This is a genomic window from Kaistia soli DSM 19436 (assembly GCF_900129325.1).
Taxonomy (GTDB): domain Bacteria; phylum Pseudomonadota; class Alphaproteobacteria; order Rhizobiales; family Kaistiaceae; genus Kaistia; species Kaistia soli.
On the sequence record NZ_FQUP01000001.1, the window covers coordinates 694540 to 709406 of the forward strand.

15 protein-coding genes are annotated in these 14867 nt (G+C 64.4%); 10 read left to right on the top strand and 5 right to left on the bottom strand.

Features of this window, described 5'->3' with window-relative positions; all coding sequences use genetic code 11:
- The first annotated feature begins 162 nt into the window (after positions 1-162).
- From BUB39_RS25955 to BUB39_RS03560, 8 genes are all read left to right on the top strand, one after another.
- Positions 163-549, top strand: a complete 387-nt coding sequence (locus BUB39_RS25955) for an ABC transporter permease (protein ID WP_425292894.1) — start codon at positions 163-165, stop codon at positions 547-549.
- 268 nt (positions 550-817) lie between these two features.
- Positions 818-1663: a class I SAM-dependent methyltransferase gene (locus BUB39_RS03530; protein ID WP_244540137.1), complete on the top strand. Its 846-nt coding sequence runs from the start codon at positions 818-820 to the stop codon at positions 1661-1663.
- Positions 1664-1846: 183 nt separating this feature from the next.
- A complete protein-coding gene (locus tag BUB39_RS03535) occupies positions 1847-3346 on the top strand; it encodes an ABC transporter substrate-binding protein (RefSeq protein WP_175561723.1) in 1500 nt (499 codons plus the stop codon).
- A gap of 123 nt (positions 3347-3469) precedes the next feature.
- On the top strand, positions 3470-4429 hold the full coding sequence (locus BUB39_RS03540) for an ABC transporter permease (protein WP_084527111.1): 960 nt from the start codon (positions 3470-3472) through the stop codon (positions 4427-4429).
- The gene (locus tag BUB39_RS03545) at positions 4426-5271 is read left to right on the top strand and encodes an ABC transporter permease (protein ID WP_073051625.1); all 846 of its coding nucleotides are present in this window, start codon (positions 4426-4428) and stop codon (positions 5269-5271) included. Before BUB39_RS03540 ends, BUB39_RS03545 begins: the two co-directional genes overlap by 4 nt.
- Positions 5268-6071, top strand: coding sequence for an ATP-binding cassette domain-containing protein (locus tag BUB39_RS03550; RefSeq protein WP_073051626.1), 804 nt, complete (start codon positions 5268-5270; stop codon positions 6069-6071). The genes BUB39_RS03545 and BUB39_RS03550 overlap by 4 nt, the downstream gene beginning before the upstream one ends.
- Positions 6068-6841, top strand: coding sequence for an ABC transporter ATP-binding protein (locus BUB39_RS03555; RefSeq protein WP_073051627.1), 774 nt, complete (start codon positions 6068-6070; stop codon positions 6839-6841). Before BUB39_RS03550 ends, BUB39_RS03555 begins: the two co-directional genes overlap by 4 nt.
- Positions 6838-7644: a DUF1684 domain-containing protein gene (locus BUB39_RS03560; RefSeq protein ID WP_073051628.1), complete on the top strand. Its 807-nt coding sequence runs from the start codon at positions 6838-6840 to the stop codon at positions 7642-7644. Before BUB39_RS03555 ends, BUB39_RS03560 begins: the two co-directional genes overlap by 4 nt.
- A gap of 408 nt (positions 7645-8052) precedes the next feature.
- On the opposite strand, the gene BUB39_RS03565 is transcribed toward BUB39_RS03560, so the two are convergent.
- A complete protein-coding gene (locus BUB39_RS03565; RefSeq protein ID WP_073051629.1) occupies positions 8053-8496 on the bottom strand; it encodes a M24 family metallopeptidase in 444 nt (147 codons plus the stop codon).
- Between the two features lie 133 nt (positions 8497-8629).
- On the opposite strand from BUB39_RS03565, the gene BUB39_RS25620 reads away from it, so the two are divergent.
- Both BUB39_RS25620 and BUB39_RS03570 read left to right on the top strand, forming a co-directional pair.
- Positions 8630-8782, top strand: a complete 153-nt coding sequence (locus BUB39_RS25620; RefSeq protein WP_210187026.1) for a hypothetical protein — start codon at positions 8630-8632, stop codon at positions 8780-8782.
- A 412-nt stretch (positions 8783-9194) separates the two neighbouring features.
- Positions 9195-9896: a glutathione S-transferase gene (locus BUB39_RS03570; protein WP_073051630.1), complete on the top strand. Its 702-nt coding sequence runs from the start codon at positions 9195-9197 to the stop codon at positions 9894-9896.
- Between the two features lie 519 nt (positions 9897-10415).
- Here BUB39_RS03570 and BUB39_RS03575 read toward each other — a convergent pair.
- The 4 genes from BUB39_RS03575 to BUB39_RS03590 form a co-directional block, all read right to left on the bottom strand.
- Positions 10416-11255 carry an N-acyl homoserine lactonase family protein gene (locus BUB39_RS03575; RefSeq protein ID WP_073051631.1) on the bottom strand — a complete coding sequence of 280 codons (840 nt, stop codon included), beginning with the start codon at positions 11253-11255 and terminating at the stop codon, positions 10416-10418.
- A gap of 10 nt (positions 11256-11265) precedes the next feature.
- Positions 11266-12261: an ABC transporter permease gene (locus tag BUB39_RS03580; protein WP_073051632.1), complete on the bottom strand. Its 996-nt coding sequence runs from the start codon at positions 12259-12261 to the stop codon at positions 11266-11268.
- A complete protein-coding gene (locus BUB39_RS03585; protein ID WP_244540138.1) occupies positions 12258-13772 on the bottom strand; it encodes a sugar ABC transporter ATP-binding protein in 1515 nt (504 codons plus the stop codon). Before BUB39_RS03585 ends, BUB39_RS03580 begins: the two co-directional genes overlap by 4 nt.
- A gap of 66 nt (positions 13773-13838) precedes the next feature.
- Complete coding sequence (locus tag BUB39_RS03590) at positions 13839-14786, bottom strand: sugar ABC transporter substrate-binding protein (protein WP_084526858.1); 948 nt, start codon at positions 14784-14786, stop codon at positions 13839-13841.
- Between the last annotated feature and the right edge of the window lie 81 nt (positions 14787-14867).

A 14867-nucleotide genomic window follows, 5' to 3' on the forward strand; every position in this document is an offset into this window, starting at 1 on the left:
CGGCCCGATCGCATTCCGCCGCATGGATCCCGCCTTCCGCAACCTTTCGACAGGCGATATCGCCGGCGTGCCGATGGAGATCGTCATCGCCGGCCCGGTGCTGGTCGCCTATTACCTGCTGCTGAGCGGACCAATTTCGGACACCGCGTCCACACTGTCGGCCTGCAGCCGCGCGCCGCCCAGGTCGCGGGGATCAGGGTCGGCCGCATCGTGGCGCTCGTCTTTATCATCGCCGCCGCGACCTCGGCCCTCGGCGGGGTCCTGCTGGCGGCGACGCTCAGGCAGTTCACGCCGCTTGCCGGGCAGTCCTATCTGCTCGATGCCATCGGCGCGACCTTCATCGGCGCCGCCATCCATCGCGAGTTCCGGCCGAATGTCCCGGGGACCCTCATCGGCGTCCTGTTCCTCTGCATCGTCGCCAACGGCCTCAATCTGCTCGGGCTAGACTTCGATCTGAAATACGCCCTTTCGGGCCTCATCCTCGTCGGCGCCATGGCCATCGCCGGCTTTCGCAGGCGAGAGGCGGCGATCGGAAGCCTGTCGCGCTGAGACGCGGCGGGCGTCCCGGAGAACCGCCTTCTGCCACGGGTCTGTCGAGGAGACTGAGACAGCCTGATGGACAGCGTCGCTGATGACTTCAGTCTCGCGAGAACTCCTACTCTAAATGTCGGCACCCGTTAGAAACGAACGGCCTTTGTCCATCGCCACGGCTTCCGCACCTATCGCCGTTCCACTGTTCCGAAGCCTTCTTTTCCCTACGCATCGCGCAATGCGACTGCGGCAGCTTGACGGAAGCTCCGATTGGGGTGTCCATCGCATGGACACTCAGATCCTGGAGACGATGATGAGCATCACACGGAGGTTGCTGCCGGCGCTCGCGTTTGCCCTGCTGATCCCGGTTTCAGCGGTGCCGGCCAAGGCTGCCGATCCGGCGCTGCAGGCGCTGATCGACGGCCCGCAACGCTCGGAGAAGAACAGCGCCCGCGATAAATATCGCCATCCGCTCGAGGTGCTGACCTTTTTCGGGCTCACGCCCGACCAGACCGTGGTCGAGATCCTGCCCGGCGCCGGCGGCTACTGGACGGAGATCCTCGCCCCCTATCTGAAGGCGAACGGGCACTATATCGCGGCCAACAACGAGAAGGCCTCGACGTCGCCGGACGACCAGAAGGACAACGCCGCCCTTGCGGCCAAGCTCGCGGCGAGCCCGCAGAACTACGACAAGGTGGAGGTCACCGAATTCGGTGCCGACCGCGTCGCGATCGCGCCACCCGGCAGCGCCGACCTGGTCGTCACCTTCCGCAACGTCCACAACTGGATGGCCGACGGCGAGACGGCGGGCGCCTTCGCTGCCTTCTACAAGGCGCTGAAGCCGGGCGGCGTGCTCGGCATCGAGGAGCACAGGGGCGATCCGTCCAAGCCGCAGGACCCGCTGGCGAAATCGGGCTATGTCCGCGAGGACGTCATCATCGGCTTTGCCGAAGCGGCTGGCTTCCGCTTTGCCGGCAGTTCGGAGATCAACGCCAATCCGAAGGACACCAAGGACTATCCCGATGGCGTCTGGACGCTGCCGCCGGCGCTGCTCCTCAAGGACGTCGATCGCGCCCACTATCTTGCGATCGGCGAGAGCGACCGCGCCATCCTCAAATTCGTGAAGCCCTGACCGACTGCCGCGACCAAGCCGCCACCGCTGCGAAACGCTTTGGCCGCTTTTCCTCGCTCGTAGTATTTTGTTTTACGCTAACGCCCAATATCAGCCATCGATTGCGCGTGCGGGCGCTGCGAGGCGGTACGACTTGGTATATTTTTGTCCGAACGGTGCAGTTTCGCGACCCAAGGAGTCATGATGCGGACGACAAAGGCCTTCCTACGCCAAGGGCTTCTCGCCTCGGCCATGCTGCTCTCGGCCTCCGGCTTCGGAGCAATGGCGGCGGATTTCGACCCGTCGGCGACGATCCGCATCGGATCGCTGTACGAGCCGCAGAACCTCGACAACACGGCCGGCGCCGGCCAGGGCATCAACGAAGCCTTCAACGGCAATGTCTACGAGGCCCTCTTCCAGCTGACGGATGCCGGCACGGTCGAGCCGCGCCTCGTCGAGAGCTTCACCACCAGTGACGATGGACTGACCTATACCTTCAAGCTGAAGGGCGGCGTCAAATTCCATTCCGGCGATCCGCTGACCTCGGCCGACGTCAAGGAGTCGATCGAGCGGGTGACGGCCGAGGCCTCGAAGAGCTCCCGCAAGAAGAGCCTCGCCTCGATCGCCAGGATCGAGACGCCGGACGACCAGACCGTCGTGATCACGCTGTCGAGCCGCTCGATCTCGCTGCCCTACAATCTCTCCTATGTCTGGATCGTCAACGACGCGGCGGGCGACATCACCGGCAAGGAAGACGGCACCGGCCCCTACAAGCTCTCGGAATGGCGGCGCGGCTCGGCGCTGGCGCTCGACAAGTTCGACGGCTACTGGGGCACGCCGCCCACCAATGCCGAGGTCGTCTTCAGCTATTTCACCGACGCCACCGCGCTCAACAATGCGCTGCTGACCAACGCCGTCGACGTGATCACCTCGGTGCAAAGCCCCGACTCGCTGGCGCAGTTCAAGGACAATCCGGCCTTCAAGGTGACCGACGGTGCGTCGACCACCAAGGAAATCCTAGCCTATAACGATCGCGTCGCCCCCTTCGACAATGTGAAGGTGCGCAAGGCGCTTGCCCGCGCCGTCGACAAGGCCAAGCTGCTCAACTCGATCTGGGGCGATTACGGCACGCTGATCGGCTCGTTCGTGCCCCCGACCGACCCCTGGTACGAGGACCTCACCAAGGTCGATCCCTACGACGTCGAGAGCGCCAAGGCGCTGCTGGCCGAGGCCGGATTCAAGGACGGCTTCAGCTTCACGCTCGACACGCCCGATTATGACCCGCATCCGATCGTTGCGCAGTTCCTGCAGGCCGAATTTGCCAAGGTCGGCGTCAAGATGAACATCAACATCATCACCGCCAATGAATGGTACACGAAGGTCTACAAGCAGCACGACTTCCAGGCGACGCTCCAGGAACACGTCAACCACCGTGACATCGTCTTCTACGGAAATCCGGACTTCTATTGGGGCTACAACAACCCCGAGGTGGTGAAGCTGATCGCTGATTCTGAAACGGTCGGCTCGGCCGACGAACAGACGGCGAAGCTCAAGGAAGCGAACCGCCTCATCGCCGAGGACGCAGCGAGCAACTGGCTGTACCTCTATCCGCAGATCGTGGTTTCGGCGGCCGATGTCTCCGGCTATCCGGTCAACGGCCTGAATTCCCAGTTCTACGCCTACGACATCAAGAAGACGCCCTAACCTCCGCTGCTGCCGCCGCCACTGTCGCCTCCTTCGCGGAGGCGATCGTGGCGGCGCGAGGCTTCGCATACGGCTCGACTGGTGATAGCCCGGGTGCGGGGCAAAGCGGCGAAAGGATTGAACGTGGCCAGTTACATCGCGCGGCGATCTCTGATTCTTGTGCTGTCGCTGTTCGTCGCGGCCATCGTCCTGTTCGCCCTCCTCCGCCTTTTGCCCGGCGATCCGGCCAATGCGCTGCTCGGTGTCGGCGCGACCCCTGAGCAGATCGCCGCTGCGCGCGCGCAGATCGGTTCGGACCAGCCGCTGACGGTGCAGTTCGCACGTTTCGTTACCAGCCTCGCCCGCTTCGATTTCGGGACATCCTTCGTCAGCAAAGCGCCGGTGCTCGGCGAGATCGCCAACCGCATGAGCGTGACGGCGCCGCTGACGCTCGCCGGGTTCTTCGTGGCTGTCATCATCGCCGTACCGCTTGGCATCGTCGCAGCAGCGCGCGCCGACCGTTGGTATGGGGCGGCCATCTCGGTCTTCAGCCAGTTCGGCATCGCGATCCCCGTGTTCTGGCTCGGCATCCTGCTCGTCGCGCTGTTCGCGATACGCTGGCGTATCTTCCCTTCAGGCGGCTTTCCGCTGAAGGGCTGGGAGCGACCAGGGGAAGCCGCCGTTGCGCTCGCGTTGCCGGTGCTGACCGTCGCGCTGGTGATCGCAGCATCGCTCGTTCGCTATGTCAGGGCGTCGACGCTCGACGTTCTCTCATCCGACTATCTGCGCACCGCCCGTGCGCTTGGCGCCCGCTTTCCCGAAGCACTCGTGCGGCATGGCATCCGCAACGGCGCGGTCCCTGTCGTATCTGTCCTTGGCATCGAACTGGCAACGACCCTGCTCGGCGCCGTCGTCGTGGAAAGGGTGTTCGCGCTGCCTGGCCTCGGCTCGATGCTTCTGCTGGCCATCCAGCAGCGTGACTATCCAAACGTCCAGGGCGTCCTGTTCGTCTCGACGCTGATCGTGCTTCTGATCGGATTTGCCGCGGACATCCTGCAGAGGTTCATCGATCCGCGGCTGCGCACAACAGGGGCCGACCGATGACGGCCGTTGTCGCCTCTGCTCCCCGGCGCGGCGCCTCCTGGACGTGGCGGATCGGCCTCGCTCTGGTTGGCCTCCATGTCGTCGTCGGCCTGCTGACACTGGTCTGGACGCCCTATGACCCAGGCGCGATGACCGGTGGACGGCTGAGCCCTCCGTCGCTCGCCCACTGGGCCGGCACCGATCGCCTCGGGCGGGACGTGCTGACGGAGGTCATGATCGGATCGCGTATCGCGCTTCAGGTCGGTATCGGCGCGGTCTCGATCGGAGCTGCCATCGGCATCACGATCGGGATCATCGCCGCTTTCGCCACCAGATGGCGCGACGACGCGCTCGCGGCGACACTCGACATCCTGATCGCCTTCCCGACGCTGCTCATCGCGATGCTGGTGGTTGCTGCCAGCGAGCAGGCCTCGCTCGGGACAGCCATCCTCGCGCTCGGCATCGCGCTCTCGGCGGTGGTCGCCCGGTTGACGCGCATCCTCGCCAAGCGCGTCATCCAGACCGACTATGTCACGGCCGCCCGCGTTTCCGGCTCGTCCTGGCTCGCGATCGTGCGCGAGCATGTGCTGCCCAATATCTGGCCGACGCTCTCGGTCAATCTGGCGCTGCAATTCGGCCTCGCCGTGATCGCGGAGGCGTCGCTGTCCTATCTCGGCCTCGGCGCGCCGCCGCCCAACGCCTCCTGGGGCCGGCTGCTGCAGGAAGCGCAGGGCACCGTCTACAGCGCCCCTTTCGGCGCCATTGTCCCCGGCCTTGCCCTCGTCTCGCTGACGATCGGCGTCAATCTCTTCGCCGACGGCCTACGCGATCTCGCCGATCCCTTGCGGAGGGGACGCGGATGAGCCTGCTCAAAGTCCGCGATCTCTCCGTCGCCGCGCGCGGCCGAAACCTCGTCGATTCTGTGTCGTTCACGCTCGATGCCGGCGAAAGGCTGGGCATCATTGGCGAGTCAGGCTCGGGGAAGTCGCTGACAGCCACTGCGATCATCGGCCTGCTGCCGCCTGGGCTCAGCGCGACCGGATCGGTGCTGCTCGATGGCCACGAGGTTATCGGTGCGCGCGAGGGTGAACTGACCGCGCTGCGCGGCGCCGTCGCCGCGACCGTCTTCCAGGATCCGCTGACGGCGCTCGATCCGCTGATGCGCGTCGGCCGCCAGATCGGCGAAGTCTGGGAGCGAACAGAGCGGCGCGCGGGCCGGCCCCATGGGAAGGGCGACACCCGCGCGGCCGTGTTCAGCCTGATGGACGAAGTCAGCCTGCCTGAGCCCGAGCGGATCGCGGGCGCCTTTCCGCACGAGATTTCCGGCGGGCAGCGCCAGCGCGTCGCCATCGCCATGGCGCTCGCCTGCCGCCCCAAGCTGCTGATCGCCGATGAGCCGACCACCGCGCTCGACGTGACGACGCAGAAGGAGACGCTGGCGCTGCTGGCGCGGCTCGTCGCCGACCATGGCATGACGCTGCTCTTCATCAGCCACGACCTCCCGGTCGTGGCTGGGATTGTCGACCGCGTGGTGGTCATGCGGACCGGCGTGGTGGTCGAGGAAGGTCCGGTGCGGCAGGTCTTCGCGACACCAACTCATGCCTATACGCGCGAGCTTCTTGTCGCCGCAGAGCGCTTCGATCGCGCGCTGGGGGCGGCATGAGCGACATCCTCCGCCTCGACCATGTGAGCTACGCCTATCCGGGCGGGCGGCCCGTGCTCCGCGACGTCTCGCTCGCAGTCACGGCCGGGCGCTCGATCGGACTTGTCGGCCAGTCCGGATCGGGCAAGAGCACGATCCTGAAGCTGCTGCTCGGCCTCATGCGACCGCAAACCGGCGACGTGCTGTTCGACGGTGCGCGGCTCGATCTTTCCGACCGTCAGATGATGCGGACCTACCGAAAAAGCGTCCAGGCCGTGTTCCAGGACCCCTATGCCTCGCTCGATCCGCGTCAGAAGGTGCAGGCGATCGTCTCGGAGCCCCTTCGGGCGCTTGGCATCGGTGGCGACCGTCGGGCCATGGTCGTCGCCGCGCTCCGATCGGTCGGATTGGATGGCGATATCCTCGACCGCTACCCGGCCGCATTTTCCGGTGGTCAGCGGCAGCGGATCGCCATCGCCCGGGCCATCGTCGCCGGACCGCGCGTCGTCCTCGCCGACGAAGCGGTGAGCGCGCTCGATCTCACGACCAAGGTGCGGGTCGTCGATCTCTTCCGCGATCTCGCGCGTAAGACGACGCTTCTCTTCGTCTCGCATGATCTCGGCGTCGTGGCCTCACTCTGCGACGAGATCGTGATCCTCGAAGGCGGGCGGATCGTCGAGACCGGTCCGACGCGCGCCGTTCTGGCAGCGCCCGCCCATGCCTATACGCAGCAATTGCTCGCCAGCGTGCCGCGCCTTCCCGATTTCCTTGCCGGAGCATCCTCGCCATGACCACGGACACCCACACTCTCGCCGACCTCGACGGCTGGAAGGCGAAGCGCCTCGCCGCGCTGAAGGCAGCGGATGGCTGGCTGAACCTCGTCTCGCGCGACTGGCTCCAGGCGGGCGTCTTCAGCGTCGGCAGCGGAGCCACCAATGACATCGTGCTGCCGGTCGGGCCAGAGCGGCTCGGCGTCCTGACGCAGCATGCGGATGGCGAGGTCGACTTCGTGCCGGCGGCGGGCGGGGCGGCGGTGCATCTCTCCCCGAACAAGAAGCTGCCGCCGAAACTGCTCGTCGACGGACTGCTGCTCGAATTGACAACGATCAACGGCGAGAACGCGCTGCGCGTCCGCGATACGCAGTCGCCTGCGCCGGCTGCCTTTCCCGGCATCGCAACCTTTCCAGTGAGACCGGATCTCCGCGTCGTCGCCGACTGGATCGCCTTCGATGCCCCGCGCGGGCTCACGGTCGACACGAGCAGGCAGATCGCGACCGCTGTCGAGGCGACGCACCAGGCGGTTTTCACGATTGCCGGGCAGCGCTTCTCGCTGACCGCGACGCATGGGACGCCGGAAGCGCCGCAATTCGTCTTCCGCGATCAGACGGCTGGGGACGCGACCTACCCGGCCGGGCGCTTCGTCTACGGCGAGCAGGTCACGGCGACGTCGATCGTGATTGACTTCAACAAGGCGATCAATCCGCCCTGCGCCTTCACCGATTTCGCCGTCTGCCCGCTGCCGCCGCCGGAGAACATCCTGCCGATCCGCATCGAAGCCGGCGAGAAGCGGCTGCCGGACGGCTGGTCGCACTGATCGCCGCGCGGCGACGCCGAGCACCTCGCATACGGCCTTCACCGCGACCGTCCCTCGGCCAGCACCGCAAGCGCGGGCGACATCGCGCCGGTCGAGGCGGCGGCGCGCGACTGCTTCGTCGATTTCGACGACTACAGGCTGCAGGATGCCAAGGTCTGCGACTACACGGTGACAGAGGACGAAGGCTTCGTCGTCGAACCGACCGGACCTGCCGGCTTGCTGCTCAGTGCCTGCTCCGGCCATGGCTTCAAGCTCGCGCCGCTGATCGCGACCCGTCTCGCCGATGCGCTGGTGGGTCGGATCGGCGCCAGACGGCGTTCGCCGCGGGCCTGTCCGACATTCCCGCCCTTCGGCGAGAAGCGCCGCGATCGCCCGGGCTCTGACCGGCGGCGGCGGCTCGGTGTCGGGTCAGTCGATGCGAACGAGTTCGCGCGGCAGCCGTGTCACGACCTCGATGCCTGTCTCGGTGACGACCAGTTGGTCCTCGATGGTCAAGGAGCCGATGCCCTTGCCGTAGAAGGGCGTCTCGAAGGCGAGTACCATGCCCGGCTCGACGACGGCGTCGCTGTCGGCGGCGATGAAGGGCCATTCCTCGGAGCCGACGCTGGCGCCAACCCCATGGCCGTAATGGCCGCGCTGATAGCTGGTGAGGCCAGCGCCATGGATGACCGCCGCCGTGGCCGCATAGATGTCGGAGAGCGCCGCGCCCGGCCGGATCGTTGCAAGACCGGCGGAGAAGCCCTCGGCGAGGATGGCATGGATATCCGCGGCGAGCGGATCGGGCTGCGCGAAGGAATAGCTGCGAGCCGACTCCTTCGCATGGGACTGCGCCGTGTACCAAAGATATGCCAACACAATCAGTTGGTTGTGAAACGCGGCGCCCTCGGGGCACCGTTTTCATGTTGCGACCGGGTTGCGACTGGTTTTCCACGGTTCTAGCGATTTCCACTGAGGCGCGGCCGCTCCACCCGACACGAATAGCAACATGTCCAAGGGGCATGTTGCTATTCGTGTCGGGTGGGGCGATGGCGCGAGCTTGGCGATGCATTCCCCGGAACGCACAACGGTCGATGGCGCCGACGAGAAGCCGGCCGCCCCGCTCGTCAAGCGCGTGCTCGCGGCGCCAGTCCATTGCTGAACCGCGGGCGGACAACGATCGTCTTTTGGTTGGGTTTCCGCGCGATGCCGGGGCGCTTCGAACGCGCATCGAGGAAGACCATCGCCTCCTCCGGGCCGCACATACGGGGCATGCAGGCGGAGCCGAAGTCGTTGTTACCCTCGAACTCCCCCGACCCCACGCCAGAGATGTCGCTTGAAATGCCGTTCGATCGCCGCCGAGAAGTTCGTCGAACCGGAACGCGGCCCGCTTTGCGCGCCATTGTGGCCGTTTAGGCCCGCCGAGCGGAATTCCTAAAAGCTGTCATTCTCCGCAGCCAAGACTGAGGTCCCGACGTTGACGCGCAATGCGGCTGTTACAATCTGCATACAGCCTCGCGACCGATCAGTCGCTGGCACGTTTCCTACTCAACCAACCGAGATGGAGATGAACCTTGGCTGACTACGAACTTTTATACTGGTCCGCGCCCTTTCGCGGCCAGTTTGTGCGCGCTGTGCTTGCCTTTGCGGGCAAGAGCTGGACTGAGGGTGGCGATGCGAAAATTTCGCGGCTTATGGCTGGCCCCGTGGAAGCCATGCCCGTGCCCTTCATGGGGCCGCCGGTTCTGATCGACCACAAGGCCGACGTGGCCATCGCGGAAATGCCCGCCATCATCCTTTATCTGGGCGAAACGCTAAACCTTATGCCGGACACGCCCGAACTGCGCGCCATGACGATGAAGATCGTCAATGATGCGAACGACGTCATCGACGAAATCACGCTGAATGGCGGCGACCACATGTGGAGCGAAAAACGCTGGGAGGCGTATATGCCCAGGCTCGCAAAATGGATGCGCATTTGGGAAGACACTGGCCGACGTTACGGCTTGGACAAGGGCGTCGGCCACATCCTGGGAGGCAAGGCGCCTGGCCTTGCCGATGTTATCACCGCTACGCTCTGGAGCACGATGGCCGAGCGCTTTAGCAAAATCCACGATCTATTCGGGAGCACAGCGCCGATGACGGCGGCTCTCTGCCTGCGCGTTTCTGCGCTGCCGCCCCTCGCTCAACTGTCGGAAAAGGCCCGTCAGGACTATGGAGACGCCTATGCTGGCGGGCAGATTGGCGCCTCCATGGCCAAGATACTGAACGACTAGCACTATAGCTAAATGAGGTCAGGTGGCGTCCAAGATGGAAGACCGATTTGCGCCATTTCGGACCCTCGGCTCCTGACCAGAAAGCAGAGCTTCGGCTTTGCGCGCTCGTTCGCGAAGCTTGGACCGCTGCTGCATTCTCTTAAAAGCTGCCGTTGCCAATCACCCGAATGCGCAGGTCTGAACTCACAATCCCTTTCATCTTCACCTGCAGCAGAATCAGCAGGACAAGTGGAGCAGACCCTGGCCGTTCGGGGCCCCCTCGCCGACTCCGCGTTCAACGAAATTGAACTAGACCCAAGTCTACCGCGCAAAGCCCATAGCCGTGCCGACTACCTATCGAGCGTGAGAGGTGACGTCCGGTATCGCCGATGACGGTCCTGTCATTCGCAAGGCATCGGCGCTTCCACGGAATTCCAACGCAAGGACGCCGCTCCACAGACGACGCTGTCTGTATCCACTAGCGCGAGCGGCGGCCTCCAATACCCCTTTCAGATCGGGATATGCCCTTAGCGAGGTTGGTCACGCAGCCTTCACGATCCGGAAGCCATCGATCTCCTCGACAATCGGTAGCCCGGCCCAGCGTTCTGTATCGTGCAGGATGATGAGGCGGCTTAGATCGCCGGCGATTTCGGTATTGATCCTGTCGATCGTCTTGAGCTGGTCCCAGGTGCTGCCGACGGCGTTGGCGAGCGGGACATAGACGCCGTCGTGGTTATGACCGCAGATGTTGGCGGTCGTATAGATGCAGTCGCCGGCCACGACCAAGCGGCCCCGCGCCGTCTCCAGGATGATGAACTGCTGGCCGATCGTATGGCCCGGGCCGGTACGCACATGCAGGCCGGGGAGAAGATTGTCGCGGTCGCCATCCACGAGGTCGAGACGGTGCTCGATCGAGGCGTCAAAGGCCCGGCGCATATCGTCCGGATTGATGATCGCGGTCAAGGAGCCGAAACGCGGCGGCAGCGCCAGCAGTTCGACCCAACTCAGGATCTCCTGCTTCTGCACATGGATCATGGCATTCGGGAATTTGCCGATGGAGCCCATATGGTCGAAATGCGCGTGGCTGAGGACGATGTCGGTGACGGCGCCCGGCTCGACACCCAGCGTCTTGAGCTGGCTGAGCGGCGAGATCCAGTCGGGGATACCGAACTTCTTGCTGAACGCGGCGCCGCTGCCTTCGCGCATGAAGCCCGTATCGATCAGGACGACCCGATCGTCCCGTCGCGCGAGCACGAAGGAGAAGGGCAGATCGACGACGCCGGCATCGTGCGCGCCGAGGATCAGGCCGGCGACCAGCTGGTCCTTCGAGCGAGCGAATTCGAGGACATGGACTTCCCAGAGCGCTTGCACATCGGTCATCGTCTTCTCCTCAGCTCTCGGAAATCATGCGGCCAAGGCTGGCGAGACCGACCGCGACGATCAGGATCGCGCCCTGGAATATGTATTGTGAAAAAGTCGGCGCGCCGAAGATATTCAGGCCGTTGAAGCCGAACGCGATGATCAGCACGCCGACAAATGAGCCGAGCACGTGGAACTCGCCGTCGCGCATCGTCGCAGAGCCGAGGAAGACGGCGGCGAAGGCAGTGAGCAGATAGCTGTCGGCCGCGCTGGTCGTGCCGCTGCCGAGGCGCGAGGCGAGCAGGATGCCAGTCAGCGCCGCGCACATGCCGGAGACAACGAAGCCGAGGATCTTGATCCGGTCGACATTGATACCGGCGAGACGGGCCGCTGCCGGATTGCCACCTACAGCCTGGATTTCTTGGCCGAGCGCGGTGCGCTCGACCAGAATCCACAGACCGCCCAGAACGACGGCCATGATGACGATGTTGTTCGGGATGCCGAAAAGCCAGCGGCCGAGCGAAAGCTGCAGGAATGCCTCCGGCACGCCGGCGACGATCGGGACGCCGGCCGAATAGGCAAAGGCGAGCCCGGTCAAGATCGTGCCGACGCCCAGCGTCGCGATCACCGAATTGACCTTCGCCTTGGTCACGATGACGCCGTTGACGAGGCCGATCAGCGCGCCGAGCGCAATCACGATCACGATGGCCAGCGGGATCGGCAGCTTGTTGGCGACGATCAGGCCGGTGACAAGCACGCCGTGAAGGCTCGCCGCGAAGCCGATCGACAGATCGAGTTCACCGACGATGACTGCAAGCGTGAGTCCGCCTGCAATGATCATGGCGAGCGACGCCTGATTGAGCACGTTGGTGAAATTGCTCAGCGTCGGAAACGCCCGCGGCGACAGGAAGGCAAAGACGGCAATCATCAGCAGCAGGCCGATAATGGTAGCGTACCGGGCAAAGAAGCCGAGCGCCGCCCTCGATGCCGGCGAAAGTCGCCGGCCGCCGCTCATCACCATGCTCATATCGTAATCTCCTGGATCGGCCGGCCGCCGACAAAATAGCTCGCTTCGACAATGGCGTTGCGGGTGATGGCATCGCCTTCGAGCGTGCTGACGATGCGCCCCTCGACCATGACCAGGACGCGGTCGCAAAGATCGGGAAGTTCATCGGGCTCGGACGAAATGACGATGACCGCCATGCCTCTGGCCGCAAGCTCCCGCACCAGGCGGTGGATCTCGCCCCTGGCGCCGATGTCCACTCCGCGCGTGGGTTCGTCGAGAATAAGAACCTTCGGTGCCCTCAGCAGCCAGCGTCCGATCACCACCTTCTGCTGGTTGCCGCCTGAGAGGCGTCCTACCGGCGTGTCAATGCTCGGTGTCTTGACCGCCAAATCGCGGACGATCTGGAGCGAAAGCGCCTCGCGCTTGCGGCGATGGATCAGTGGCCAAGCCGGGCTGCGAACGATATTGGCCAAGTTGGCGATTTGCAGATTGAACGCGACGCTCTTTGTGATCAGCAGGCCTTCGGCGCGGCGCTCCTCCGGCACAAGGCCGAGCCCCGCCTTGACGGCCTGGGTCGGGTTGCGCGGCGAGAAGGAGGCTCCATCCAACGTCACGACGCCGGAATCAGCCCGGTCCGCGCCATAGATCAGCCGCGCCAGTTCCGTCCGTCCCGCGCCGACGAGCCCACCAATTCCCAGCACTTCGCCCCGGCGCAGTTCGAAGCTCACGCCATTTACCTTTGGCGCACGGGTGAGGGCCTTGACGGTTAGGGCGATTTCTTGTCGGACGACCGTACGGCGCTCTGCCGCTGCCAATGGCTCGACCTTACCGCCGACAATCGCTTCAATCAGGGCTGGACGGGTGATCGCGGTGCTTTCCAGGCAGCCGACGGATCGACCATCGCGAAAGATACTGACGCGACTGCAAAGACGCATGATTTCGTCGAGCCGGTGCGAAACATAGAGCACCGCGACACCGGAGGCCGACAGGTCTTCGACGATGGCGAACAGTTTTTCGGCTTCGGCTGCCGAAAGCGAGGCCGTGGGCTCGTCCATCACGATCAGGCGGGCGTTTCGGACAAGAGCCCGGCAGATGTTGATCAGCCAGTTTTCGGCTGTCGAGAGGCCCTTCACGCTCGCAAAGAGCGGCGCCTTGATGCCAACGCGCTGGGCAATAGGGGCGACGTCGCGCGCCGCCGCCCGCCAGTCGACCATCCCGAACCGCGTCTTCTTCGGAACCCCGAGCAGGATGTTCTGCAACACGTTCATGCCGGGAATGAAGGCAAGCTCCTGGTGGATGAAGCTCATGCCAAGATCCGTGGCGTGGTGCGGTGTCGGCAGCGATACCGGCACGCCATCGACAACGATCTGGCCTGCGTCCGGTTGGACGAGGCCAGCCAGAACCTTGATCAAGGTCGATTTGCCGGCACCATTCGCGCCCACGAGGCCATGCACCTCCCCCGGCGCAATCGACAGCGATACACCTGTCAGCGCCTGCACGCCGCCGTAAGCCTTCGCGATATTCTCGGCCACGATGAAAGGCTTCATCGTGGCCGAAACGAATGTGTCAGATGACAGCATAGACCGGCGGCCCGACGATCAGTTGCCGGTGGCTTCGGGATGCTCGGCGATAAACGCCGCGACATTGTCTGCCGAAATCAGAACAGCGGGAACTTCGACCGCCTTGGGCTGCCAGTCCGCCTTGGCCTTGATGATCTCGGGAAGCAGCTTGACCATGTCATAGCCTTCCTTGCGGCTATCTTCCCAGGCCGTCGCGGTCATATGACCGTTCTTGATGTTCTCGATCGCCTGCGCATTGCCATTGACGCCGTAAACCTTGACGTCGGTCCGGCCCTGCTGGCGCAGCGAGCTGATTGCGCCGATGGCCGGATCGTCCCAGCAGCCCCAGATGGCGAGATTGCCATCGCCGGCTGGATTAGAGGCGAGCCAGGCGTTGGCATATTGCGCGCCATCCTCAAAATAGCCGGGGATGCGGACTTCGTTCTTGGTCACCTTGATGCCGGGGTGCTTGGCAAGGACTTCGTCCAGCAGTGCCTCACGATTGCGGCAGACTTCGCCCGTGCGGTAGGTCAGGGCGAGCAGGCTCGCATTCTCGCCGAGATCGGCGACCATCTTTTCAATGACCGGCAGTGCGATTGGCGCGCCGGAACCGTTGGTCGCGGAAACCGCACCGCCAATTCCACCGCCCCAGGTGACGACCGGGATGCCTGCAGTCTTCGCGGCTTCGAGGCCGGCGCCAATCGAGGAATACGGGAACACCATATCGACGACGGCGACAGCGCCGCGCTGGGCGAAATTCTGGATGGCCGCATTGGCCTGATCCGCGTTGCCGGCCGCGTCGATGACCGACACTTCCCAACCGAGTTCCTCGCCGGCGGCCTTCGCACCGGTGATGTAGCGAACATTGTTCGCTTCGGTTGCGGCGATCGAAACGATGCCGAGCAGCGGCTTTTCTTGCGCCGCCGCGACGCCTGTCGACAGGACAAGGCTCGCCAGCAGCGAAATTCCGAATGTCATTCTGGTCATTGGATTCCTCCCCAAAAAACCGCCTCAGCACGCCTCGACATGCAGCGAACGCGTGCTAACCGTTTTGCTATGTGCAATCAA